21 protein-coding genes and 1 riboswitch are annotated in these 23,597 nt (G+C 60.2%); of the genes, 14 read left to right on the forward strand and 7 right to left on the reverse strand.

What is annotated here, in order from left to right:
* The first annotated feature begins 11 nt into the window (after window positions 1-11).
* Entirely contained in the window at window positions 12-1,451 is a 1,440-nt protein-coding gene (locus tag PspR84_RS02640; RefSeq protein WP_238785199.1) for a hypothetical protein, read from the forward strand.
* A 3-nt stretch (window positions 1,452-1,454) separates the two neighbouring features.
* Here PspR84_RS02640 and PspR84_RS02645 read toward each other — a convergent pair whose 3' ends face one another.
* Complete coding sequence (locus tag PspR84_RS02645) at window positions 1,455-2,108, reverse strand: toluene tolerance protein (RefSeq protein ID WP_160055249.1); 654 nt, start codon at window positions 2,106-2,108, stop codon at window positions 1,455-1,457.
* A 125-nt stretch (window positions 2,109-2,233) separates the two neighbouring features.
* Between PspR84_RS02645 and msbA the strand changes: the two genes are divergently transcribed.
* From msbA to PspR84_RS02680, 7 genes are all read left to right on the forward strand, one after another.
* Window positions 2,234-4,060 carry a lipid A export permease/ATP-binding protein MsbA gene (gene msbA, locus PspR84_RS02650; protein WP_160055252.1) on the forward strand — a complete coding sequence of 609 codons (1,827 nt, stop codon included), beginning with the start codon at window positions 2,234-2,236 and terminating at the stop codon, window positions 4,058-4,060.
* Window positions 4,054-4,950, forward strand: coding sequence for a GNAT family N-acetyltransferase (locus tag PspR84_RS02655; RefSeq protein WP_160055255.1), 897 nt, complete (start codon window positions 4,054-4,056; stop codon window positions 4,948-4,950). Before msbA ends, PspR84_RS02655 begins: the two co-directional genes overlap by 7 nt.
* Before the next feature lie 4 nt (window positions 4,951-4,954).
* Window positions 4,955-6,355, forward strand: coding sequence for a PIG-L family deacetylase (locus PspR84_RS02660; protein ID WP_160055258.1), 1,401 nt, complete (start codon window positions 4,955-4,957; stop codon window positions 6,353-6,355).
* Between the two features lie 64 nt (window positions 6,356-6,419).
* Window positions 6,420-7,841, forward strand: coding sequence for a bifunctional D-glycero-beta-D-manno-heptose-7-phosphate kinase/D-glycero-beta-D-manno-heptose 1-phosphate adenylyltransferase HldE (gene hldE, locus PspR84_RS02665; protein ID WP_160055261.1), 1,422 nt, complete (start codon window positions 6,420-6,422; stop codon window positions 7,839-7,841).
* Between the two features lie 130 nt (window positions 7,842-7,971).
* Window positions 7,972-8,946: a glycosyltransferase gene (locus tag PspR84_RS02670; protein WP_160055264.1), complete on the forward strand. Its 975-nt coding sequence runs from the start codon at window positions 7,972-7,974 to the stop codon at window positions 8,944-8,946.
* On the forward strand, window positions 8,947-9,633 hold the full coding sequence (locus PspR84_RS02675; RefSeq protein ID WP_160055266.1) for a hypothetical protein: 687 nt from the start codon (window positions 8,947-8,949) through the stop codon (window positions 9,631-9,633).
* 58 nt (window positions 9,634-9,691) lie between these two features.
* Entirely contained in the window at window positions 9,692-10,492 is an 801-nt protein-coding gene (locus tag PspR84_RS02680; RefSeq protein WP_160055269.1) for a hypothetical protein, read from the forward strand.
* 4 nt (window positions 10,493-10,496) lie between these two features.
* Here PspR84_RS02680 and PspR84_RS02685 read toward each other — a convergent pair whose 3' ends face one another.
* From PspR84_RS02685 to PspR84_RS02700, 4 genes are all read right to left on the reverse strand, one after another.
* On the reverse strand, window positions 10,497-11,459 hold the full coding sequence (locus PspR84_RS02685; RefSeq protein WP_160055272.1) for a metal ABC transporter ATPase: 963 nt from the start codon (window positions 11,457-11,459) through the stop codon (window positions 10,497-10,499).
* A gap of 31 nt (window positions 11,460-11,490) precedes the next feature.
* The gene (locus PspR84_RS02690) at window positions 11,491-12,303 is read right to left on the reverse strand and encodes an aldo/keto reductase (RefSeq protein WP_160055275.1); all 813 of its coding nucleotides are present in this window, start codon (window positions 12,301-12,303) and stop codon (window positions 11,491-11,493) included.
* Window positions 12,300-13,475, reverse strand: coding sequence for an FAD-dependent oxidoreductase (locus PspR84_RS02695; RefSeq protein ID WP_160055278.1), 1,176 nt, complete (start codon window positions 13,473-13,475; stop codon window positions 12,300-12,302). The genes PspR84_RS02690 and PspR84_RS02695 overlap by 4 nt, the downstream gene beginning before the upstream one ends.
* A gap of 197 nt (window positions 13,476-13,672) precedes the next feature.
* A complete protein-coding gene (locus PspR84_RS02700; RefSeq protein WP_099757821.1) occupies window positions 13,673-14,005 on the reverse strand; it encodes an SMR family transporter in 333 nt (110 codons plus the stop codon).
* A 109-nt stretch (window positions 14,006-14,114) separates the two neighbouring features.
* On the opposite strand from PspR84_RS02700, the gene PspR84_RS02705 reads away from it, so the two are divergent.
* Both PspR84_RS02705 and waaA read left to right on the forward strand, forming a co-directional pair.
* The gene (locus PspR84_RS02705) at window positions 14,115-15,011 is read left to right on the forward strand and encodes a LysR family transcriptional regulator (protein WP_160055280.1); all 897 of its coding nucleotides are present in this window, start codon (window positions 14,115-14,117) and stop codon (window positions 15,009-15,011) included.
* Between the two features lie 11 nt (window positions 15,012-15,022).
* The gene (gene waaA / locus PspR84_RS02710) at window positions 15,023-16,297 is read left to right on the forward strand and encodes a lipid IV(A) 3-deoxy-D-manno-octulosonic acid transferase (protein WP_160055283.1); all 1,275 of its coding nucleotides are present in this window, start codon (window positions 15,023-15,025) and stop codon (window positions 16,295-16,297) included.
* Window positions 16,298-16,388: 91 nt separating this feature from the next.
* Here the strand turns inward: waaA and PspR84_RS02715 are convergent, their stop codons facing one another.
* A complete protein-coding gene (locus PspR84_RS02715; protein ID WP_160055286.1) occupies window positions 16,389-17,822 on the reverse strand; it encodes a TolC family outer membrane protein in 1,434 nt (477 codons plus the stop codon).
* Between the two features lie 206 nt (window positions 17,823-18,028).
* Window positions 18,029-18,134, forward strand: a riboswitch (TPP riboswitch).
* A 146-nt stretch (window positions 18,135-18,280) separates the two neighbouring features.
* Between PspR84_RS02715 and thiC the strand changes: the two genes are divergently transcribed.
* Both thiC and cytX read left to right on the forward strand, forming a co-directional pair.
* Window positions 18,281-20,170, forward strand: coding sequence for a phosphomethylpyrimidine synthase ThiC (gene thiC, locus PspR84_RS02720; RefSeq protein ID WP_160055289.1), 1,890 nt, complete (start codon window positions 18,281-18,283; stop codon window positions 20,168-20,170).
* 104 nt (window positions 20,171-20,274) lie between these two features.
* Complete coding sequence (gene cytX / locus PspR84_RS02725) at window positions 20,275-21,567, forward strand: putative hydroxymethylpyrimidine transporter CytX (RefSeq protein WP_160055292.1); 1,293 nt, start codon at window positions 20,275-20,277, stop codon at window positions 21,565-21,567.
* Here the strand turns inward: cytX and PspR84_RS02730 are convergent.
* A complete protein-coding gene (locus PspR84_RS02730; protein ID WP_160055295.1) occupies window positions 21,536-22,282 on the reverse strand; it encodes an RsiV family protein in 747 nt (248 codons plus the stop codon). The genes cytX and PspR84_RS02730 overlap by 32 nt on opposite strands.
* Window positions 22,283-22,510: 228 nt before the next feature.
* Here PspR84_RS02730 and PspR84_RS02735 point away from each other — a divergent pair, with 228 nt between their 5' ends.
* Together PspR84_RS02735 and PspR84_RS02740 are read left to right on the forward strand one after the other, a co-directional pair.
* Complete coding sequence (locus tag PspR84_RS02735) at window positions 22,511-23,128, forward strand: NUDIX domain-containing protein (RefSeq protein WP_077570568.1); 618 nt, start codon at window positions 22,511-22,513, stop codon at window positions 23,126-23,128.
* Entirely contained in the window at window positions 23,119-23,571 is a 453-nt protein-coding gene (locus tag PspR84_RS02740) for a DUF1249 domain-containing protein (RefSeq protein WP_160055298.1), read from the forward strand. The genes PspR84_RS02735 and PspR84_RS02740 overlap by 10 nt, the downstream gene beginning before the upstream one ends.
* Window positions 23,572-23,597: the final 26 nt, after the last annotated feature.

Genomic DNA, 23,597 nt, shown 5'->3' on the forward strand with positions numbered 1-23,597 from the left:
CGGGCGGTAGCGTGGCAACTCGAGTCTCCAGAGTCATCGACGAATACCCGGTTTGGCTGGCGTTTCTGGGCAGTGCGCTGTTATCGCTGATTGCGGTTCTGGGCACCGCGACAGTGGGGCGTGATGCCGCGCTGTATATCGATATCGCGCAACAGGTCACCGAGCACGGGCCTAATGTGGCCTGGGTCACTTTCGACTGGCCATGGTTTTCCTTTCTTCTGGCCGGTACGCATACCGTCCTGCATTTGCCGCTCGAGCTGAGCGCCTATCTTTGGTGCGCGCTGTTTTTTGCCGGCACCAGCGCGCTGATGGTGGACTGCGTACGTCAACGGTCTGCGCAACTCGCCGGTTGGGCGTGTCTGGTGGTATTGGCAATGCCGGCGGTGAATGCCTTCCGAAACGACATCATCCGTGAATGCGGTTTCTGGTTCTTCTGCACCCTGACACTCTGGCTCGCGCTGCGCTGGCAAGCCCGTGGCGGTTGGCTGCGGGCTGCACTCATCCATCTCGCCATTGTTGCGGCTGCCTTGTTTCGACTGGAAGCCCTGCTCCTGGTGCCGGCCTTGGCGCTGTGGCAGTTGCCTAATCTGTGGTCGTCGAGCCGACGGATGCAATTCGCTCAGTTTTCGCTGCTACCGGTTTTGGGATTGGTGGCTGTTTCAGTTACCGGTGTGCTCATGTCGGCGCGCGTGATGCTGTATCTGGACATGATCGAGCCGCACGGTGTGTTTGCATCCTTTCAGATGCTGTGCGAGCAGTTTGCCAACTCGCTCATCAACAAGTATTCCCAGGATGAAGCCGGTCGGATCATTTTCTTTGGCATCCTGGCGACCATGGCGATCAGCTTCGTGAAGTTGATGGGGCCTTTCGCCGTCCCTTTCGTGCTGCGACGTAACTGGGGATTTCTGGGTGTTTACTGGCGCGAGTACCGTCCCTTCGCCTGGACGGCGTTGTTGTATCTGATCGTGCTGGTGCTGTTTTTCATCAAACAACAGTTCATGAACGCGCGCTACCTGAGCTTTCTGAATCTGTTGTTTGTGCCCGTGCTGGCGATGGGGCTGGCGGCGTTTGTTCGCGATTTCCCGCGCTGGGGCAAGTGGCTGGTGGTGCTGGGGTTGTTGGTTATGCTGTCGAACGTCATTTCCACCGGTGCGGGTAAAACGCATTACGTCGAGGCCGGTCGCTGGTTGTCCGCGCATGTCGAGCCGGGTGCGAAGACGTATTTCGAGGATGGGCGGATCAGCTATTACGCCGGTCGCGGCTACGTGATGCCGGTACTGACCGCTGAGGAAGCGATGTCGGCAGCTCACGCTGGCGACTATCAGTACTTCCTCATCGAGGCCAAAGGTGACGAGCCTTGGTTGAATGATTGGCTGGTGGCGCACAAGCTGCGCATCATCGAGCATTTCGCCAATCGCAAAGGTGCCACCGTGGTGATTATAGGTCGCTAAGGCTTAACCGAGCAGCGGACGCAGGCGTGAGATCAGCGGCGCTTGTCGGTGGCTCGGCAACGCCTGGCGATAGCCTTCGACAAAAGTTTCGCCGGCGTCCTGACCGAGCAACCATTGGCGGTCCTCCTTGTAGCGCAGCAAGTGAGCGAAGTTGCGCAGCCGTTTACTGTCACTGAGTGCGTGCTTCTGGCAGCGCAAGTCGGCGATATCGATCAGGCCCAAATGCTTGTCCGGGGTCTGCACGACGTTGCCGAAGTGCAGCGACCGAAAGTACACACCTTTTTCGTGTAGCAGAGCGAAGTAGCCGCCCAGCTGGAATCGCAGTGAGTCAGCTTCTTCGCCAGTGCTTTGTAACTGACGCACTGTATTGCCTTGCAGCGGGCTGTAATACACAGCGTCGCGTTCGATGCTCGGAATGCGGTACACCGCGATCACTTTCGGGCAGAGGATGCCACGCTGTTCGAGTGCCCGGGTGTTGTCGGCAAAGCGTTGTGCATAGGGGTAGAACAGCGCCGAACTGAGCAACCGCTTGCGGCGGAACAGCTTGAGCATGCGTCCATCGGCCAATCTGAGCACCTTGTCGCCGGAACCGTCGGCCTCCAGTACGTGTGCACCTTTGCGCAGTGCCTCGTAAGTGCTGTGATCAATCGATTGCATATCGGGCTCCCCATCATTAGCGGGGTATCTTAACCGACTTGGTCGAAGGCTGGCTTGAAGTCATGTTTATCGGGGCAAAAACGCGTGTGATATCATCGGCACCTCACTGAATTGCGCGGATCACCATGAGCAGTCCTGAACCGAAAGCCCAGTCCACGCTGGCGATCTATTTCCGCCTTTTGGCTTACGTGCGGCCTTATGCCGGCCTTTTCCTTCTCAGCATCGTCGGGTTTCTGATCTTCGCATCGACTCAACCGATGCTCGCTTACATCCTCAAATACTTTGTCGACGGTCTGGCCAATCCTGAAGCCAGTCTGTTCCCGGGCAACCCATATCTGGGCAAGCTGCAGTTGCTCGAAACCGTGCCATTGATGATTGTCTTCATCGCGCTGTGGCAGGGCGTGGGGTCGTACCTGGGTAACTTCTTTCTGGCGCGGGTTTCGCTGGGGCTGGTGCATGACCTGCGGGTGGTGCTGTTCAACAAGTTGCTGGAGTTGCCCAATCGCTTCTTCGACAAGAACAATTCCGGCCATCTGATTTCCCGAATCACCTTCAACGTGACGATGGTCACCGGTGCAGCAACGGATGCGATCAAAGTCGTCATCCGTGAAGGTATGACCGTGATTTTCCTGTTCTGCACGCTGTTGTGGATGAACTGGAAGCTGACTCTGGTGATGGTCGCCATCCTGCCGTTGATCGGTTTGATGGTGAACAGCACCAGCAAGAAATTCCGCAAGCAAAGCAAGAAGATTCAAGTCTCTATGGGCAACGTCACGCACGTCGCCTCCGAGACCATTCATGGCTACCGCGTTGTGCGCAGCTTCGGTGGCGAGCAGTACGAAAAGGATCGCTTTCGCGATGCCAGCCAGAGCAACACCGACAAGCAGTTGACGATGACCAAGACCGGCGCGGTTTACACGCCGATGCTGCAACTGGTGACTTACAGCGCCATGGCCGTGGTCATGTTCCTCGTGCTGTATCTGCGCGGCGATGCTTCGCCGGGCGATCTGGTGGCTTACATCACCATGGCCGGCCTGCTGCCGAAACCGATCCGTCAGTTGTCGGAAGTCAGCTCGACCATCCAGAAGGGTGTGGCCGGTGCCGAGAGTATTTTCGAGCAACTGGATGAGCCGGCGGAGGTGGATCGGGGCACGGTCGAGCAGGATCGTCTCGAAGGTCGTCTGGAAGTGCGCAATCTCAGCTTCCACTACCCCGACACCGACAAAGCGGTGCTCAACGACATCAGTTTTGTTGTCGAACCGGGGCAAATGGTCGCGCTGGTTGGCCGCTCAGGCAGTGGCAAATCGACCCTGGCCAGTCTGATTCCGCGCTTTTATCAGCATGATCATGCGCAGGGCCAGATTCTGCTCGATGGCGTGCAGGTGCAGGACTTCACCCTGCGCAGCCTGCGTCGGCAGATTGCTCTGGTGACCCAGCAGGTGACCCTGTTCAACGATACGGTGACCAACAACATCGCTTACGGCGATCTGGCCGGCGCGCCGTTCGATGAAGTAAAGCGCGCGGCTACAGAGGCCTATGCCGACGAGTTCATCATCAAGATGCCGCAAGGTTATGAAACCATGGTCGGCGAAAACGGCGTGCTGCTGTCCGGCGGCCAGCGTCAGCGCATCGCCATCGCCCGGGCGCTGCTCAAGGATGCGCCGCTGCTGATTCTCGACGAGGCCACTTCTGCTCTCGATACCGAGTCGGAGCGGCATATTCAGGCTGCACTGGATCATGTGGTGAAAAACCGCACGACCCTGGTGATCGCTCACCGCTTGAGCACGATTGAAAAGGCCGACCTGATTCTGGTCATGGACGAAGGCCGTATCGTCGAGCGCGGCTCTCACGCGCAATTGCTCGAGCAGAACGGCTATTACGCCCGTCTGCATGCCAAAGAGTTTGAAGAGGGTGACGAGCCTCAGCCGGCACACGCGACCAACGTATGCTGACGATGTTTCGCAGCTTTCGCGAGCGTGGCTGGAGCGAAATCGACCGCGACAGCTACGCCCGGGCCTGGCAGCGTTTCGGTGGCAGCTTTGCCACGCACCCCGAAGTCGTCGAGCGTTTGTCGACATTCCTGGGCATCGAGTTGCGCTACCTGGGCTGGGTGATTGGCGGTGAAGTGCTTGCCGCCGTTCCCTGCTGGGGCCGGCATGTCGCCTTGTCCAAGGAAGTGCTCAAGCGCGAGGGCAAGCGTGGATTGCTGGACATGGGCAATGCGGAAATCATTCTGCCGATCGCGCCAGATGTCAGCGTACCGGTGCGCCAGCGTATGGCTTATGTCTCCCAGCTCAATGCCGATCAGATCAGCACATTGAAGCCACAGCCTGAGGGTTTGGCTCTGGCTCGGCTCCCGGAAGAGTATTCGAAGAAATTCCGCTACAACCAGCGTCGTGAGCAGCGCCTGCTGGAAGAGGCGGGCGGATCGCTGGTGCCGATGTCCGACTTTACCCCGCAGGAACAGGCTGCCGCTTACGGTGATTTGTTCCAGCGTCGCTGGGGCTTCGAGGTGCCGGGCAAGGCCGGGCTGGTTGACGTATTTACCTTGCTGCGCGAGTTCATGACCGGTTCGGTGGCGATGCTCGATTCGGCACCCGTGGCCATTCAGGTGCTGTACCGCGTCGAGGCCCCGCAATGGGTTTCGCTGGAATACATCAACGGTGGCGTTGACCCGCAGAGCCGCGAGTTCAGTCCCGGCAGTGTGCTGAGCTTCGTCAACACCCAAGAGGCCTGGGCGCACGCGCAAGCTCTGGACAAGCCTTTGCGCTATTCATTCGGTCGTGCCGACCGTGAGTACAAGGATCGCTGGTGCCACACGGTGCCGGTCTACAAGGTCTGAATTCATGAGCGCTCGCAAGCAACAGCTTCTCAAGGCCCATCGGCGCAACAAGCGTCTGTTCCTGATTGCCTTCCTGGTGGGGTTGTTGCTGATCGGATGGCTGGTTGCGTGGTGGCTGGTGCCAGTGTTGCTGGTGCTGGCCTGGGTCGCGCACGAGGCCTGGTTCGCCGATCATCTGTTCTATCGGCCTTCTGACGACTATCAATACGACTTTCCGTCACGCACGGCCCGGCAGGCCGTGAGCCTTGAGGGCGGCCTGGTGCGCCTGGGTGAGCCGCTGGCGCAAGGCGAGACATTGGTGCTCGAGCTTGAAGTGAAATCCACTTGGCTGGGGCGCTGGCTAGACCCCTATATTGAAGTGGGCGCGGATCGCCAGGACTTCGAGCGCGGGGTCAACGGCCGGCGTTTCCTCAATCTTTCCGGGCAGGCCGCTGCGCTGGCGCAAGGTTCGTTGACGTTGCGCGGCCGCTATTGTGCGCCGAGTGCCACGGGCACGCTGTGGGTCATGCTCAACGCTGACTATGCCCACCAGCGAGTGATGGTCATCGCTCCTCATGCCGATGATGCCGAGCTTGCGGCATTCGGTCTTTACAGCCGCTGCGAAGACGTCAGCATCGTCACGCTGACCCAAGGCGAGATCGAAGCTGAAAACTTCCAGCGACTGGGTCTGGACCAAGCCGCAGCCGCGCGGTTAAAGGGGCGTTTGCGCAGTTGGGACAGCCTGACGATTCCGCTGTGGGGCGGAGTGCCCGCCGAGCGTTGCGTGCAACTGGGTTATTACTGCCTGCAACTGCCCTCGATGGCCGAAAAACCGACCCAGGCGTTCGGCTCCCGGGAATCGCAGGAAAACGACATCCGCAGTGTGCGCCGGCACAACCCGTTGACCTTGCCTGCAGACGTCGATGGGCAGCCCACCTGGCAAAATCTGCTGGGCGACCTGACTGCACTGCTTGAGCACTATCGTCCAGACGTGATTGTCACACCGCATCCTGAGCTTGATCCTCACAGCGATCATGTGGCCTCTACCCGGGCGTTGCTTGAGGCTATCGAGTTGAGTCACTGGAAACCGACAACCCTGCTGATGTACGCCAATCACCTGCACGACAACGATCGCTGGCCGATGGGGCCTGCCGGTGCCGGTATTGCGCTGCCGCCGGCCATCGAGCCATTGCCGGCTGACCGGCTGTGGAGTCCGCTGTTGTCAGCGGATGTGCAACTGGACAAAGCCATGGCACTGGCCATGGAACACGATCTGCAGGGCGGGCAAGTGTTCAAACGGCAATTGCGCCGCTGGATCCAGCAGGCTCTGGCCGGCCGTCGCTGGCCTGAAACGGGCAGTAACGAGTTTTTCCGCAAGGCGGTCCGGCGTCACGAGTTGTTCTGGGTGCGCGACCTTTCAGATTGAGGCGGACGGCGCTTTACCCTGTGTTAATATCGCGCCCCTGTTCATTTTGTATGTGGGTTGCTCCATGAAGTTGTCCATGCCGCGTTTCGATCAAGCCCCGGTCTTGGTAGTCGGCGATGTCATGCTCGACCGTTACTGGCATGGCGGAACCTCACGGATTTCCCCTGAGGCGCCGGTGCCGGTCGTTAAGGTCGAGCAGATCGAAGACCGTCCAGGTGGCGCCGCGAACGTTGCCTTGAACATTGCCGCGCTGGGTGCGCCGGCGTCGCTGGTCGGTGTGACCGGCGACGACGAAGCTGCCGACAGCCTGAGCAACAGTCTCAAAGGCGCGGGCGTTCGTGCCCTGTTCCAGCGCATCGCGCACCAGCCAACCATCGTCAAGCTGCGGGTCATGAGCCGGCACCAGCAACTGCTGCGTATCGACTTTGAAGAACCGTTCGCCACCGACGCCCTGGCCCTCGGTTCGCAGGTCGACGACCTGCTCGAAGGCATCAAGGTGCTGGTACTTTCCGACTACGGCAAAGGCGCTCTGAAAAACCATCAGGCGTTGATCCAGGCCGCCCGCGCGAAGAACATCCCGGTGCTGGCCGACCCGAAGGGCAAGGATTTCTCGATCTATCGTGGCGCCAGCCTGATTACCCCGAACCTCAGCGAATTCGAAGCCATCGTCGGCGGTTGCGTCGATGAGCATGAGCTGGTGAGCAAGGGCGCCGGCCTCATGCACGACCTCGAACTCGGCGCGCTGCTGGTGACACGCGGCGAACACGGCATGACCCTGCTGCGTCCCGACCAGCCGGCACTGCACCTGCCAGCCCGTGCCCGTGAAGTGTTCGACGTCACTGGTGCCGGTGACACGGTAATTTCGACCCTGGCCGCAGCGATTGCCGCCGGTGAAGACCTGCCCCACGCTGTTGCGCTGGCCAATCTGGCCGCAGGCATCGTCGTCGGCAAGCTGGGTACGGCGGCCATCAGCGCCCCGGAACTGCGTCGCGCCATTCAGCGTGAAGAGGGTTCCGAGCGTGGTGTGCTCGGTCTTGAGCAGTTGCTGCTCGCCGTGGCCGATGCCCGCGCGCACAACGAAAGGATCGTCTTCACCAACGGCTGCTTCGACATCCTGCATGCCGGGCATGTCACCTACCTGGAGCAGGCGCGAGCACAGGGCGATCGTCTGATTGTCGCGGTCAACGATGATGCTTCGGTCAGCCGCCTCAAAGGCCCGGGCCGTCCGATCAACAGCGTTGATCGACGCATGGCGGTTCTCGCCGGCCTCGGCGCTGTGGACTGGGTGATCAGCTTCCCTGAAGGCACCCCGGAAAACCTGTTGCGCGAGGTCAAGCCGGATGTGCTGGTCAAGGGCGGCGATTACGGCATCGATCAGGTGGTCGGCGCTGATATCGTTACCGCTTATGGCGGCACCGTGAAGGTCTTGGGGCTTGTGGAAAACAGCTCGACAACTGCGATTGTCGAGAAGATTCGCAGTCGTTGATCAGATGAATTTTTACCGTTGTGTACTGCGTGTGAACGGATTTTGCCTTGGGGATTTTGCCGTTTCCGTTGATGTAGGCAGCTTTGAATCCGATGCGCTTGCCTGTCTACGTCGCGTGGTCAATTAACCTATGAAAGTCATGCTCCTGGTGATGGACGAGCAGCGGGTCATTCTCGACCGGCTCTACGACATCGTGCAGCAGAACTGTGATGAATGTTTCATCTATCGTTTGAGCAAACAGCAGCAGTTGCATCTGGGGACGTTTCTGGCCTCGGTCGATTACCAGACCTTTGATCGCGTGGTGATTTTCTCCCGGGTCAAGCGTCTGGCGACGCAACTGCAAGTGCTCAAATGCATACCCGGGCTGGTTTTCCTTGAGCACGATGCCTATCAGAACTACATGCCGGCGAGTAAGTACCGTGGCGTGTATTCCCGTCTGTACAGCCGCCTGCCGAGCTGTCGGGCGTTGGTGTCCGGTGCCGTGGTCGCGCGCAAGATGTTGGCCGAAGGCATCGACACGGTGTTCGTCTCCAAAGGTTACGACGAGCAGATGCTGCACAACACCGGTGTTGAGCGGGACATTCCCGTCGGCTTTCTTGGCAGCCTGAAAAGCACCGAGTACGCCGAGCGCAAAGCCATGCTCGAGTCGCTTTCGCAACGTACCGGGATGCTGGTGACCCGCACCAAGTCGGGTGAGGAATACCTGCAGACACTCAATCGCATCAGGATTTTCGTCAGCGCCGACATCGGCATGAACGAGTTCATGATCAAGAACTACGAAGCCATGGCTTGCGGCTGTGTGCTGCTGGCCTGGAGCCAGGGCGAAGAAGACCGCTTGCTCGGCTTTGAAGACATGCACAACACCGTGTTCTACCGCAGCGAAGAAGAGGCGGTGGAGAAGATCAAACTGCTGCAAAGCGATCCGGAACTGGCAGAGCGTATTGCCCGCAACGGCCAGGAGTTTGCGCAAAGTCGTTATTCCTTTGCCCGTGTCGGTCAGGCGCTGGCCACGGAAATCCAGCGTGAGATGCGCCCATGGCAGCCGCCTTCAGCGTTTACACGGTTCTGGGTGAAGCTGCGTTACGGAATGAAGGTGCCGGTCTGAATGAAGGACGATTACATGGCGCTGGATGCGCTGCCCGGTGGTGATCAATCCGTTCTGGAGGCTTTGCCTGCTGAGCTTCTCGACTGTCTGGGCCGTACGCCCCGGGTCGTGTTGATTGCCAACAATCCGGCTATCACGGCGGCAGATTTTCAGGCACTGAACATTGGCGTTGATGACGTCGTCGTCAGCTTCAATACCTGCATCAAGGCGGGGCTGCTCAACGAGCACAGCGTCAATGTCTTCGTACATGGCTACAACGCGCCGGACGCGTATTTTTTTGGTCTGCCTTACGCGCCCCCGGTACAGCGGATGTTTGAACAGGCGAGTGAGCGCTGTTTCAGCATGCTGGTGGGCTGCGCCGCGCCGATGTGTCCACTGCCACGTGTGGCCATGTATTGGGATCGCATTCCATTGCCGCCGCTGTGGAACTACCCGGTCGATCGCCCGGGTGGCAAGCGCTACGTTGGGCCTTCTACCGGTTTCAACACGCTGGTGTTGTTCGACTGGTTGCGCGCTCATGCCGGTTATAACTATCAGCTCATGACCCTGGGGTTTTCCAACGAAGCCGGAAAACTCTGGGGCGGCCATGCCTGGGACTATGAGCGTGACTGGCTGCAGAAGTCGGACATCATTGTGGTGCCTCTGCAACCCCTTCGCTGGTGGCAGAAGCTGTTTCGGCAGAAGTAAGCGATATCGTCTATCCGGTTGCCAGCAGGCCCGACCTACTTTCAAAAGGTGCTGTCGAGTGTTGAAAATTGCCGTGGCTTTTTTCGGGATCCCGAGAAATTCGCCGATCTGTTTCCCTTCCATCGAACAGAACGTGCTGGCGCAGCTGCCTGCGGGCAGCGACGTAAAATGCTTCTACCATCTGTACAAGATCGATGAGGTGCAGAACACGCGTTCCGGCGAAAAAGGCGAATTGAAGGCTGACAATTATCAGCCCTTCGAGTCGATGATCGGCACGCTCACCTCGACCGAAGGCGTGCTGGATCGCTGGGACTTCGAGCAGGTCAAGGCACAGGGCGACACTTGGGCCGATGACTATGCGTCATTGCGCAACCTGATCTATCAGCTCAACTCACTGCACACCGTGACCAGCATGATCGAGCCGTTCAATCCGGATTTCGTCGTGTTCGTGCGCCCGGACAATTTCTTTCACAGCGCATTGCCTGCCTATGTCTTCGCTCACCCTGAGGCTCGCAAGCACAACGCTTATATTCCGGACTGGCAGTGGTGGGGCGGTTTGAACGACCGTTTTGCCGTGTGTGGGCGCGATACCTATGTCGCGTACGGCAAGCGCATCGAGCGCATTTTCGAATTCTGCAAGGTGACAGGTCGCAAGCTGCATTCAGAACGCTTGCTCAAATATGCACTGCAGCAGGTGGATGCCAAAATCTGCACGCTGCCGACCCAGGCATCACGGGTGCGCATTACCGGTGTATTTGCCGATGAATCGTTCTCGCCCAAGCGCGGCATGGGCAAGCGCGAAAACCGCTACTTCCATTTCTTCGCCGGGTTGCGCACGTGGTGGGATCGCCGCCGCTAAACCGCTATTTGGCGGTTTTTTTGCCTAGCCCGACTAATCGCAGCGCCTTGATACTCAACTGCTTGAGCCCCTGACGCGGGGCTTTTGCCGGTTGCAGGCCCTGTTGCACCAGCCAGTCCTTCCAGCGAATCCGCTCCTCGCGCACGACCCAGCCGGTTTGTGTCGCAAAGCTTTCGGCCAAATACAGACCTCGGGTGCTGGCGGCAACGAGTTTGTCGCGCTTGAGCGTGTACAACTCGGCCAGTGGTGCGCCGTCCTTGAGTGGCATCAAGTACAGGTCGGGGCGCTTGCGGTCGAGTCGGGCCACTAGTTGATCACCCTCCAGACGCTCGTCGACGTGGAACAGGCTCAGGGACTTGGCTTCCTTGGGCACATCCAGGCGCAAGTCGTAAATCAATTGCAGCGAGGCGGTTGGAAGGTGCACATAGGCCCGGGGCCGTTCGAGCAATTGCAGATTGGCGCTGCGTATGGGGCGCGCGGAGCCGGACAATGGCGTCAGGCGAAACGGCAGGGCTTCGCGATAATGCAGGGCCGCAGAGTAGGGTGCTGGCAGCCAGGTGTCGTTGAAACGCCCGCCGAGCCAGCCTTCCGGTGTCTCGAGCAAGCACTCTTCGGCAATTTCCTGAATCGCCGTGTGCAGCGGAATATTCAGCTCATGCGCCGGCACGTAACCGGAAATCAATTTGAGCACGACGTCGCCACGGTCCTGTCGGCGCTGGCGCACCAGCACCCAATAATCGCGATTCTGCCAATGCAGGGTCAGACGTACCGAAACGCCGAGATTGGCCAACTCCAGCGAGAAACGCTCAGTGTCGGCCACGCTCACCGGTTTGCGTCGCTGCAAGGTCTGCGCAAAGTTCAGCGGCATGCCGACGCTCTGATAGGTCAGGCCTTCGGGGGTAGCTTCGACGAACAGCGGCAGGGTCTTGAAGTTGCTCGGGTTCTTTCTGATGAGCGTGCGCGGCATATCGGCTCCTGCTTAAGGCCGCGAAGCGGCGTCAGTGACCACGTAGGACCTGGGCAACGGTCGCAACGTTGTGGGCGAGGTGCAGCGGATTGATCGTGCCGACAATAGCACTGGCTACGCCAGGTTGCGCGAACAGCAATTCGAAGCTGGCGCGCACCGGATCGACGCCCGGGCTCAGGCAAACATGACCGCTGGCCAAGGCTTTTTTCACCAGAATGGCTTTGCCGTGGGCAGCAGCATAGTCAATGACAGCTTTCTCGTTTTGTTCGTTCAGATTGTAGGTGACCATCGCGCAGTCGCCTTGCTCCAGTGCTTTCAAGCCACCTTCGACGGTTTTGCCGGAGAAGCCGAAGCCGCGAATCTTGCCTTCGGCCTTGAGCGCTGCGAGTGTCGCGTAAACATCTTCATGCTCGAGGATGGCCATGTCGTTGCCGTCGGAGTGCACCAGCACCAGGTCGATAAAATCGGTTTCAAGACGTTGCAGACTGCGTTCCACCGACATCCGTGTGTGTGCTGCACTGAAATCGTGGCGCGACAGGCCATCGGCAAACTCCTCGCCGACCTTGCTGACGATTACCCAGTCTTGCCGCTGGCCGCGTAGCAACGGGCCAAGGCGTTCTTCGCTGCGACCATAAGCCGGAGCGGTGTCGATCAGATTGATGCCCAGATCGCGCGCCTGACGCAGCAGCATGCGCGCTTCGTCGTCGCCGGGAATCTGAAAACCGTTGGGGTATTTCACCCCTTGGTCACGGCCGAGTTTGACCGTGCCCAGGCCCAGTGGCGAAACCGTCAGACCGGTGCTGCCCAAAGGACGATGCAGGTCATGCAGGGTGGCAATGGTCATGGCAGCAACTGCTCCCAGGCGGGAACGCCCATCGGTGGTTTTGGCAGCGCCGGCAAAGGTTCGGCGGCTTGCGGCTGGATGCCGTCGCGCTCAAGAGAGGCGATCACGCGATCGGCGAAGTCCGGCGCCAGCGCCAGTTTGGTCGGCCAGCCGACCAGCAAACGGCCCTGTTCGGCGAGGAAGGCGTTGTCCGGACGCGTGAGGCCGGTTTGCAGCGGTTCGGCACGGTCGACACGCAAGGTCGCCCATTGCGTGGTGCTGAGGTCGATCCACGGTAACAACTGCGCAATCTCTTTCTGCGCGGTGGCGATCTGCTCGGCTGGCTCGCGGTGCACGCCTTCGCTTTCGGCGATGTCGCCGCCCATGTACCAGACCCACTGGCCGTCAGCGGCCGGGTGCGTGGTCACGGTGATGCGCGGTTTGGTGCCGCCACCCAGGCAGTGGGCGTATAGCGGTTTCAGCCCCGGCCCTTTGGCGATGATCATGTGCAGCGGGCGGCGTTGCATGGCCGGCTGAGTCAGGCCAAGGTCTTCGAGCAGTTGGGCCGTACCAGCGCCGGCGCTGAGGACAATACGCTGTGCGTGAATCTCGCGACCGTCGACTCTCAAGCCGACCAGTACACCCGCTTCCAGCAGTGGCTCGATGGTTTGCCCGGCGAGCAGGCCATCGCCGGCCAGATCGGCCAGACGCTGAATCAGGCTCGGCACGTCGACCACCAGTTCGGCGAGGCGATAGACTTTGCCCTTGAAGCGTTTGTCTTGCAGGGCCGGCGGCAGTTGCTCGCCCTTGACCTGATCGACGCGGCCGCGCACGGCTTTGCTGGCGAAGAAACTGGTGAGGTTGCCGGCCAGAGTGCCCGGCGACCACAAATAGTGAGCTTCGGACAGCAGGCGCACACCGGAAAGATCCAGTTCGCCATTGCCGGCCAGCGCTTCACGCCAGCGCCGCGGCATGTCGGCGATGGCTTCCGAAGCGCCGGTCAGGGCACCGTGCAGCGCGTACTTGGCGCCGCCGTGGATGATGCCCTGGGACTTCACGCTCTGCCCGCCGCCGAGACTGGCACTTTCCACCAGTACGGTCGAAAAACCCTGGCGGCGCAGACGCGCGTTCAACCAGAGGCCGGCGACACCAGCGCCGACAATCAGAACGTCGGTGGAAATAACGGATGGCATGCAGCGACCTCAGTGTTCAAGACGAGGGCGCAGTATACAGACTCGGGAAAGGGGCGGATTTGTCGATGATCAACACGTGGAATACAAAACCTGTAGGAGTGAGCCTGCTCGCGATAACGGTCTTTCATTCAACAGTTATGTTGTCTGATACATAGCTATCGCGAGCAGGCTCACTCCTACAGGGGATGTGGTTGGATTTAGTGGCCGGCGGTCTTGGAGAACAGCTGGATCACGACGACGCCGAGCACGATCAACGCCATCCCCAGCATCGCCGGGATATCCAGTTTCTGCCCGTAGATGAACAGCGCCGCTACGCTGACCATGACAATGCCCATGCCCGCCCAGACCGCGTAGGCCACGCCGACCGGTACGGTACGCACCACCAGCGTCAGCATCCAGAACGCAATCGCGTAGCCGACGATGACCAGCACCAATGGCAGCGGCGTACTCAAGCCTTTGACCGCTTTCATCGAAACGGTGGCGATCACTTCGGCGCAGATGGCAATGGCCAGGTAGGCGTAGGCGTTCATGTTCAAATCCTCAATGTGAAACGTTGCTTGCTGAGGCGGCATTCTAGTGATTCGCCAGATGGGGTAAAGTCATTACCTATCTGTTACAGAGATGGGTCGGTGAGTCAGCATGCAGTGGAATCTGGATCAACTTCGGGTGTTTGTCGACGTCGCCGAGCACCGCTCGTTTTCCGCCGTGGCGCGCCAGCAGCGCAAAGCGCAGTCGGCGATCAGCAGTGCGATTGCCATGCTCGAAGATGACTTGGGCGTCAGCCTGTTCGAGCGTAGCAGTGGCCGTCAGCCAACGCTCACCGAAGCGGGCGAAGCTTTGCTCGAAGAAGCGCGGGAAGTTCTGCGTCAATGTGAACGCCTTAATGGCCGGGCGATGGCAATGATGCGGGGACAGGAAGCACAGTTGCGCGTGGCGCAAGACGAGGCGATGCCCTATCAGGCGCTGGTGGAAAGTTTCGGTGAACTGGCCGAGCAGTTCCCCAGCCTGGAAGTGCAACTGACCAGCGCCGCTCAAGGTGAGGTTGCACGCAAACTGGTCGAGCGCCGCGCCGATCTTGGCCTGTTGTTCTATCACGATGAAATCCCCGAAGCGCTGGAGCGCCGCGTGCTCGGCAGCGTGGAGATGGTCACGGTCTGCGGGATCAATCATCCGTTGGCGGCACAGTCCTACGTGACCTGCCAGCAACTGGCGCAGCACCGGCAATTGCTGATGTCGACGCAAACCAGCGTTTATCCCGGCAACGAGCCGGCCAGCCCACAGGTGTGGCGCGCCGACAGTTTCTACGTCATGTCCGAATGGCTGGTGCGCGATCTCGGCTGGGCCTGGTTGCCGCGCCATGTGGTGCAGTACTCGGCGTATCAGGGCTTGATGGTCGAACTCGACAGCGAATGGACGCCACCGGCGCTGGTGGTGGAACTGGTCTGGCGCCGCGACGAACCCCTCGGCCCGGCCGCGCGCTGGCTGGCCGAACGTTTTGCCGTGCACTTGCGCGCGATCGGCGACAAAAGTCGATAAACTCCGCCGCCATGAATAGAACTCTCTACACCGCGCTGTTTTACCTGGGGCTGCCATTGGTGGCGATTCGGCTGTGGCTGCGCGCACGCAAGGCGCCGGCGTATGCCAAGCGGATCGGCGAACGCTTCTCCTACGGCATGCCGAAACTGCAACCCGGCGGCATCTGGGTGCACGCGGTGTCGGTGGGCGAAAGCATTGCTGCGGCACCGATGATCCGCGCCTTGCTGCAACGTTATCCGACGCTTCCGATCACCGTGACCTGCATGACCCCGACCGGATCGGAGCGGATTCAGGCGCTGTTCGCCAACGAGCCGCGCATCCAGCATTGCTATCTGCCCTACGATTTGCCGTGTGCGGCGGCGCGCTTTCTTGATCGCGCTCAGCCCAAGCTTGCGGTGATCATGGAAACCGAACTGTGGCCCAATCACATTCACCAGTGCGCCAAGCGCGGGATTCCGGTGGCGCTGGCCAATGGACGTTTGTCCGAGCGTTCGGCACGCGGCTATGGCCGCTTCAGCAAACTGACCGAGCCGATGCTCGCCGAAATGAGTCTGTTCGCTGTACAGACCGAAACCGAAGCCCAGCGCTTCCGTGATCTGGGCGCGCGTGCGGAGACAGTCGAAGTCACCGGTTCGATCAAGTTCGACCTGACCATCGACCCGCAACTGTTGCAACGCGCCGTCGAACTGCGCGGGCAGTGGCAGGCGCTGGAGCGCCCAGTGTGGATCGCCGCCAGCACCCACGAAGGCGAGGACGAAGTGGTGCTCGATGCCCACCGCCGCTTGTTGGCCAATCACCCGGATGCGCTGCTGATCCTGGTGCCGCGGCATCCGGAACGCTTCAACTCAGTGTTCGAGTTGTGCCAGCGCGAAGGCTTTGCCACGGTGCGGCGTTCGACTGCCGCCAATGTCGATGCGCAGACGTCGGTGCTGCTCGGCGACACCATGGGTGAATTGCTGTTTCTTTATGCACTGGCAGACAGCGCGTTTGTTGGCGGCAGTCTGGTGCCTAACGGCGGGCACAACCTGCTGGAGCCGGCAGCACTGGCCAAACCGGTGATCAGCGGCCCGCACCTGTTCAACTTCCTCGACATCGCCGCGCAATTGCGCGAAGCCGGAGCGTTGGCCGAAGTCGATGATGCCGAAGGGCTGGCGGTGGAAGTACAGCGCCTGTTTGAACTGCCGCGTGATGCGCAGCGCATGGCGGAGGCCGGGCTGGCGGTGATGCGCCGCAATCAGGGCGCGTTGCAGCGTTTGCTCGATGGTTTGGGCAGATTGATCAAGTAAAGCAAAAAGATCGCAGCGTGCCGCAGCTCCTACAGGGAAACGTATTCCGATGTAGGAGCTGCCGAAGGCTGCGATCTTTTGTTTTTAAGGCTTAAGGCCGGGCCTTGAGCTGCGCCTCGGCCGCCTTGGCCAGATCCGGTGGCAGGAAGTCCTTGTCCGGGTTGTAGTCAGCCTTCAAATACCGCCGCAGATCTTCCAGATCCCCCGGGTTCAACGTCCCCGCCGCCTGCTTCAAGCGCAGGTTGTCGAGGATGTAGTCGTAGCGGGTGTTGTTGTAGTTGCGCACCGAGGTGTACAGCTGACGCTGCGCATCGAGCACGTCAACGATGTTGCGCGTGCCGACCTGATAACCGATTTCCGTGGCTTCCACAGCGCTCTGGTTGGAGATGATCGACTGGCGGCGCGCCTGCACTTGCTCGACATCGGTGTTCACTGCGCGGTGCAGGTTGCGGGTGTTCTCGACGATTTGCCGACGCAGCGATTCGCGCTGTTGTTCGCTCTGATTCAGTTGCTCATACGACTGGCGCACTTGCGAGCTGGTCAGTCCGCCGCTGTAGATCGGGATATTCAGTTGCAGGCCGACCGTGCTCTGTTCGACGTTGCCACCGTAGGGCGCACCGAACGAGTTCGGGTTGGCGAAACCGAGGGCGTCGTTGTCGCCTTTCTCGTATTTCGCTACCGCGTCGAGGGTCGGCAAGTGGCCGGCCTTGCGTTGCTTGAGCGTTTGCTCGGCAGAGCTGACCGCGTAGTTGCTGGCGAGCAGATTGAGGTTCTGCCGCGCCGCCGTGTCGACCCAGGATTTCGCATCGTTCGGCGCCGGCGGCAGGATCGGCAACGTGTGGACGATGCCCTGAATCGAATTGTACTGACGGTTGGTCAGGGTGATCAGCGCTTCGAACGCATCATCGACCTGACGCTGCGCAACGATACGGTTAGCCCGGGCGGTGTCGTAACTGGCTTGCGATTGCAGCACGTCGGTCTTGTCCGAAAGGCCGACATCGAAACGTTCGTTGGACTGGTCGAGCTGGCGCTTGAACGCCGCTTCTTCCGCCTTGGTCGAGGCGAGGTTGTCCTGACTGCGCAGCACGTTGAAATAGCTTTCGGCCGATTGCAGGATCAGGTTCTGTTCGGTCGCCGACAGTTGCAGCGCGGCTTGCTCGTTGACGTCTTTCGCGGCCTGGTACTGGAACCAGCGATCGGCGCGGAACAATGGTTGGGCCAGAGTCGCCTGATACGAGTGAGCGCTGCGATTGGCGGTGGCCGAAGGCTGATCGATCGACGTACGCACATTGGCCACTTCGGCGCCGCCCGACAGGTTTGGCAGCAGCCCGGCGCGGGCCTGCGGCACCACTTCTTTCTGTGCGCCGTACTGAGCGCGGGCGGCGGCCAGATCGGCGTTGTTGTCGACAGCTTCCTGGTAGACGCTGACCAGATCGGTTTTGGTCGACAAGGGCGCTTCTGCTGCCCAGGCCATTGCGTTGGACGCACAAGACACGGCAACAGCCAGTGAGAGTTTGCGCAGCATGAGGCGATCCCTAGCATTAATATTATGGAAGTAATCCGGGCGCCAACGTTAAGGCGCAGGCCCCGCAGCGTCAAGGCGTGGCGGGGCAAAGCGAGTGTAGTTGTGCATTTGCCTCACAACAATCGGCCAAGCCCCTGTATTTATGCCATTCATCATGGTGTTTGCTGCGGTGTTGGCGTTCTTTGCCGGTTGTGTCTAGACTGGCCGGGTTCTTGTCGGGGTGCCTTGCTATGAGGCTGAGATCGAATAATTTCGGATCCCGTTGAACCTGATCAGGTTAGCGCCTGCGTAGGGAACAAGATTTCTCGTCACCCGGCGAGTCCTCTTGTGCTTCGTCCGGGAAATTGTTCGACAATCGAACGCTCGACGACGATGCACAGCACCGGTCCTGGTGCGTCCGTGCCTTTCAGGTTCTGCTCCGACAATCCACTGCCTGGATGCTGTCTGGAGAGCCCGTGATGACTACAAAATCAAAAAACGCGATCAACCTGAGTGACTCGGCCAAGGTCGATGAGCAATCGGTCAAGCCGTTCACCCGTTCGCAAAAAGTCTACGTTCAGGGCTCGCGCCCGGACATCCTCGTGCCGATGCGCGAAATCACCCTCGACGTGACGCCGACCGATTTCGGCGGCGAAATCAACGCGCCGGTGACCGTCTACGACACCTCGGGCCCGTACACCGATCCGAACGTGGTGATCGACGTGCGCAAAGGCCTCGCCGATGTGCGTTCGGCGTGGATCGACGACCGTGGCGACACTGAGCGCCTGGCGGGCCTGAGTTCCAACTTCGGCCGCGAACGCCTTGCCGATCCGGAACTGACCAAGCTGCGCTTTGCCCACGTCAACAATCCGCGCCGCGCCAAGGCCGGTGGCAATGTCACGCAGATGCACTACGCGCGTCAGGGCATCATCACGCCCGAGATGGAATTCGTTGCCATCCGCGAAAACATGAAACTTGAAGTGGCCCGCGCCGCTGGCCTGCTGGATCAGCAACACCCGGGCCACAGCTTCGGCGCCAGCGTGCCGAAAATCATCACCCCGGAATTCGTGCGTGACGAGATCGCCCGTGGCCGCGCAATCATTCCGGCCAACATCAACCACACCGAACTGGAACCGATGATCATCGGCCGTAACTTCCTGGTGAAGATCAACGGCAACATCGGCAACAGTGCTTTGGGTTCGTCCATCGAAGAAGAAGTGGCGAAACTGACCTGGGGTATTCGCTGGGGCGCGGACAACATCATGGACTTGTCCACCGGCAAGCACATTCACGAAACGCGCGAGTGGATCATCCGCAACTCGCCGGTGCCGATCGGCACGGTGCCGATCTATCAGGCGCTGGAAAAAGTCGGCGGCGCGGCCGAAGACCTGACCTGGGAGCTGTTCCGCGACACGCTGATCGAGCAGGCCGAGCAGGGCGTCGACTATTTCACCATTCACGCCGGTGTGCTGCTGCGTTACGTGCCGCTGACCGCCAAACGCGTGACCGGTATCGTGTCCCGTGGCGGTTCGATCATGGCCAAGTGGTGCCTGGCGCATCACAAGGAAAACTTCGCCTACACGCATTTCGAAGAAATCTGCGAAATCATGAAAGCCTATGACGTCAGCTTCTCGCTGGGCGATGGCTTGCGTCCGGGTTCGATTGCCGACGCCAACGACGCTGCCCAGTTCGGCGAACTGGAAACCCTCGGCGAACTGACCAAGATCGCCTGGAAGCACGACGTGCAAACCATGATCGAAGGCCCGGGCCACGTGCCGATGCAGTTGATCAAAGAGAACATGGACAAGCAGCTGGAGTGCTGCGATGAGGCGCCGTTCTACACCCTCGGCCCGCTGACCACCGACATTGCGCCGGGCTACGACCACATCACCTCGGGTATCGGTGCGGCGATGATCGGCTGGTTCGGTTGCGCGATGCTCTGCTATGTGACGCCGAAGGAACACTTGGGTCTGCCGAACAAGGATGACGTGAAGACCGGGATCATCACTTACAAGATCGCCGCGCACGCAGCGGACTTGGCCAAAGGGCATCCGGGCGCACAGATTCGCGACAACGCCTTGAGCAAGGCGCGTTTCGAATTCCGTTGGGAAGACCAGTTCAACCTCGGTCTGGATCCGGACACCGCGCGTTCGTATCACGATGAAACCCTGCCGAAGGACTCGGCCAAGGTCGCGCACTTCTGTTCGATGTGCGGGCCGAAATTCTGCTCGATGAAGATCACTCAGGAAGTCCGCGAATACGCGGCCAACCAGCGGATCGACGCGGTCGACGTGGACGTCGCCAAAGGCCTGGCGGAACAGGCCGAGCGGTTCAAAAAGGAAGGCAGTCAGCTTTATAAAAAAGTGTAAGCGGCAAGCTGCAAGCTGCAAGATATAAGCACATGCGAAACCTGCTTTTTCTTGCAGCTTGTGGCTTGCAACTTGTAGCTATCACTCCTGTGAGATCAGCACCCTTGAGCATTCAACCCAGCACCTATTCTCCCGACCTCGCCGTGCCCGCTGACAAGCGTGTGTTCGGCGGTCGCGATCTGTTTTCCCTGTGGTTCTCCCTCGGCATCGGCCTGATGGTTCTGCAGACCGGCGCATTGCTCGCGCCAGGTCTGGGCCTGTCCGGTTCGCTGCTGGCAATCTTCCTCGGCACGCTGGTGGGCGTGCTGCTCCTGGCCGCCGTTGGCGTGATCGGCAGTGACACCGGCCTGTCGTCGATGGCTGCGCTGAAGCTCAGCCTCGGCAGCAAAGGCGCGAGCCTGCCGGCGCTGCTTAATCTGCTGCAACTGATCGGTTGGGGCTCGTTCGAAATCATCGTCATGCGCGACGCCGCCAGCCAGCTCGGTACCCGCGCGTTCAGCGAAGGCTCGCTGTGGTCGAACCCGGTGTTGTGGACGCTGTTTTTCGGTGCGCTGGCCACCTTGCTCGCGGTGAGCGGGCCGCTGACCTTTGTGCGGCAGATTCTGCGCAAGTGGGGCATCTGGCTGCTGCTGGCGGCGTGCCTCTGGCTGACCTGGAACCTGTTCGCCAAAGCCGATCTGGCCGATCTCTGGTCGCGTGCCGGTGACGGTTCGCTGCCGTTCGCCGTGGGCTTCGACATTGCCATCGCAATGCCGCTGTCGTGGCTGCCGCTGATCGCCGACTACTCGCGTTTCGGCAAACGCGCAAAGAATGTTTTCGGCGGTACTGCCGTCGGTTTCTTCATCGGCAACTTCTGGCTGATGAGCCTCGGCGTCGCCTACACCCTGGCCTTCGCGCCAAGCGGTGAAGTCAATGCGCTGCTGCTGGCACTGGCCGGCGCCGGTTTGGGCATTCCGCTGTTGCTGATTCTGCTGGATGAGTCGGAAAACGCTTTCGCCGATATTCATTCGGCGGCGGTGTCCAGCGGGATTCTGTTGCGCCTGAAAGTCGAGCATCTGGCCTTGGCCATCGGCGTGATCTGCACGCTGATCGCCCTGCTGGCGCCGTTGGCGCAGTACCAGAATTTCCTGCTGTTGATCGGTTCGGTGTTTGCGCCGCTGTTCGGCGTGGTGCTGGTGGATCACTTCATCCTGCGCAAGCGCAGCGCTCAGGTCGCGTCAGCCGCATTGCGCTGGCCGGCGTTGTTGGCGTGGCTGGGTGGCGTGAGCACCTACCATTTGCTGGCGAATCTGTATCCGGATGTCGGCGCAACCCTGCCGGCGCTGGTGCTGGCAGGGCTGTTACAGCTAGTGCTCGGTCGGGCCTTCAGTTACGGCCGGGAAACAGCTCAGGCTTGAGAATGCCGTTCAGACGCGGATAGGGAATCTTCAGTTCGACGTGGCCCAGCGCGTAAGGCGCAATAGTGGTCACGTCGTACTTGAGGATCACGCCGCCATAGGTCAGCGCCACGTTCGCGGTTTTCACGAACGGCCAGTTCGCCACGAACTCCGGCTCCTGATCGAGCTTGGTGCTGATCAGCCAGCTATTGTGCGCGACCTGCGCCGCCTTCCAGAACGCCTCTTCCTGACCCGGCACAAGCATGTCGGACAGGTTCAGCACTTTGTGCTGCTGGCGCGAATAGTTGATGAAGCCGCGACCCGGGGTGCCATGCGCGCCGCCGGTGTCGAGGTAGCTCGACAACTCGATGATCACCAAGCCGTCATGCTGCTCACGTACTTTCGCTTGCAGGTAGCTGCTGTTGCGCGGGCCGGCGCTGGCCAGAAACTGATCGCGGTAGGCCGCCAGGGTCGGCGCTACCGGGGCGTTTTTCTCGGTGCGGGTCATTTGCAGCAGACGTTTTTCGATGATGCCATCCAGTGCAGGTTCGGCCGGGAAGCGCAGGGTGTCGATGTTCACCAGTGGGCAGTCCGGGTTGGAACAGCCGGGTTTCAGGGTTTCCGATGCATCGCGGGTGGTTTCCAGCGGCGTGCGGTAGTTGGGCTGGAACAGGCTGGCGCACGCGCCCAGAGTCAGGGCAATGGCGGCCACGGAGGCAATTTTGAAAAGCGACATGGGCGTCCTTTCGAAAGCAGGGGAAGGCAAAAAGATATCCGCTTCGACTCTCGCAGAAGCAGTCAGTTCGCCACTAAGCTAATTAGAGTGGGTTTCGCCTCCACCGTCCATCCCGCTGACGGTAAAGGGGCTGCATCAAACCGTTCGGGCGCGTTAGGATGGCGCGAAGTCGAGGTTGCCAGTAACAACCAGCAATCTCGTAATGGATCTGCAGTAAAGAGGATGCTCATGACTGATTTTGCCAACGCCATTCCGACCGCTGTCGATATCGTGCGGCGCGAAAAATGCTACGAGGGCTTTTACAAGCTCGACCGTGTTCACCTGCGCCATGAATTGTTCGCCGGTGGCATGAGCCGCGAAATCAACCGTGAAATCTTTGTCCGTCACGATGCCGTGTGCATGCTGCCGTACGACCCGCAGCGCGATGAAGTGGTGCTGATCGAGCAGTTCCGCATCGGCGCCATGGGCAAGACCGACAATCCATGGCTGGTCGAGCTGGTCGCTGGTCTGATCGACAAGGATGAACAACCGGAAGAAGTTGCTCACCGCGAGGCGCAGGAGGAAGCTGGGCTGGACATCAAGGCCTTGTGGCCGATGACCAAATATTTCCCGTCGCCGGGCGGCAGCAACGAGTTCGTGCATTTGTATCTGGGGCGTTGCAGCACTGACGGCGTTGGCGGCCTGCATGGCCTGGAAGAAGAGGCAGAAGATATCCGCGTCACGGTCTGGGCCTTTGAAGATGCCTTGCAGGCCGTCCGTGATGGACGCATTGCCAACGCGGCGAGCATCATCGCCTTGCAATGGCTGGCGCTGAACCGCGCCGAAGTGAGGGGGTTATGGTCGTAAACAAGCTGCGCGATCGTTATCGAGTCGACCTCGTGGGGCTACAAGCCGCCTGCGAGGCCAACTACGCGCGCCTGATGCGACTGCTGCCGGACATGCGCAGCGAGCCCGAGGCGCGGCGCATCGCCGTGACCCAGGGCGAGCAGATGCTTGGCGTGCTTGCCCTCGAAGTGCTGCAAACCTGTCCCTACACCACCACGCTGCAGGTGCGCCAGGAACACAGCCTGCCATGGCTGCCGGTGCCGCAACTGGAAGTGCAGGTCTATCACGACGCACGCATGGCCGAAGTGGTCAGCGCCGAACATGCACGACGCTTTCGCGGCATCTATCCTTATCCGAATGCGGCGATGCATCAGCCGGATGAAAAGGCTCAGCTCAATCTGTTCCTGGGGGAATGGCTGAGTCATTGCCTGGCGTTGGGGCACGAGTATGAAGTCGTACGCTAGTTGTGAACTGTGTCCGGTTCGGCGGT

Origin of the sequence: Pseudomonas sp. R84, assembly GCF_009834515.1 — a bacterium.
In the GTDB taxonomy this organism is placed as follows: Bacteria; Pseudomonadota; Gammaproteobacteria; order Pseudomonadales; family Pseudomonadaceae; genus Aquipseudomonas.

Coding starts and splice junctions, on each gene's coding strand:
- PspR84_RS02645 (WP_160055249.1), bottom strand. CDS start 2,108: ATGCAATCGATTGATCACAGCACTTACGAGGCACTGCGCAAAGGTGCA.
- msbA (WP_160055252.1), top strand. CDS start 2,234: ATGAGCAGTCCTGAACCGAAAGCCCAGTCCACGCTGGCGATCTATTTC.
- PspR84_RS02655 (WP_160055255.1), top strand. CDS start 4,054: ATGCTGACGATGTTTCGCAGCTTTCGCGAGCGTGGCTGGAGCGAAATC.
- PspR84_RS02660 (WP_160055258.1), top strand. CDS start 4,955: ATGAGCGCTCGCAAGCAACAGCTTCTCAAGGCCCATCGGCGCAACAAG.
- hldE (WP_160055261.1), top strand. CDS start 6,420: ATGAAGTTGTCCATGCCGCGTTTCGATCAAGCCCCGGTCTTGGTAGTC.
- PspR84_RS02670 (WP_160055264.1), top strand. CDS start 7,972: ATGAAAGTCATGCTCCTGGTGATGGACGAGCAGCGGGTCATTCTCGAC.
- PspR84_RS02675 (WP_160055266.1), top strand. CDS start 8,947: ATGAAGGACGATTACATGGCGCTGGATGCGCTGCCCGGTGGTGATCAA.
- PspR84_RS02685 (WP_160055272.1), bottom strand. CDS start 11,459: ATGCCGCGCACGCTCATCAGAAAGAACCCGAGCAACTTCAAGACCCTG.
- PspR84_RS02690 (WP_160055275.1), bottom strand. CDS start 12,303: ATGACCATTGCCACCCTGCATGACCTGCATCGTCCTTTGGGCAGCACC.
- PspR84_RS02695 (WP_160055278.1), bottom strand. CDS start 13,475: ATGCCATCCGTTATTTCCACCGACGTTCTGATTGTCGGCGCTGGTGTC.
- PspR84_RS02700 (WP_099757821.1), bottom strand. CDS start 14,005: ATGAACGCCTACGCCTACCTGGCCATTGCCATCTGCGCCGAAGTGATC.
- PspR84_RS02705 (WP_160055280.1), top strand. CDS start 14,115: ATGCAGTGGAATCTGGATCAACTTCGGGTGTTTGTCGACGTCGCCGAG.
- waaA (WP_160055283.1), top strand. CDS start 15,023: ATGAATAGAACTCTCTACACCGCGCTGTTTTACCTGGGGCTGCCATTG.
- PspR84_RS02715 (WP_160055286.1), bottom strand. CDS start 17,822: ATGCTGCGCAAACTCTCACTGGCTGTTGCCGTGTCTTGTGCGTCCAAC.
- thiC (WP_160055289.1), top strand. CDS start 18,281: ATGACTACAAAATCAAAAAACGCGATCAACCTGAGTGACTCGGCCAAG.
- PspR84_RS02730 (WP_160055295.1), bottom strand. CDS start 22,282: ATGTCGCTTTTCAAAATTGCCTCCGTGGCCGCCATTGCCCTGACTCTG.
- PspR84_RS02735 (WP_077570568.1), top strand. CDS start 22,511: ATGACTGATTTTGCCAACGCCATTCCGACCGCTGTCGATATCGTGCGG.
- PspR84_RS02740 (WP_160055298.1), top strand. CDS start 23,119: ATGGTCGTAAACAAGCTGCGCGATCGTTATCGAGTCGACCTCGTGGGG.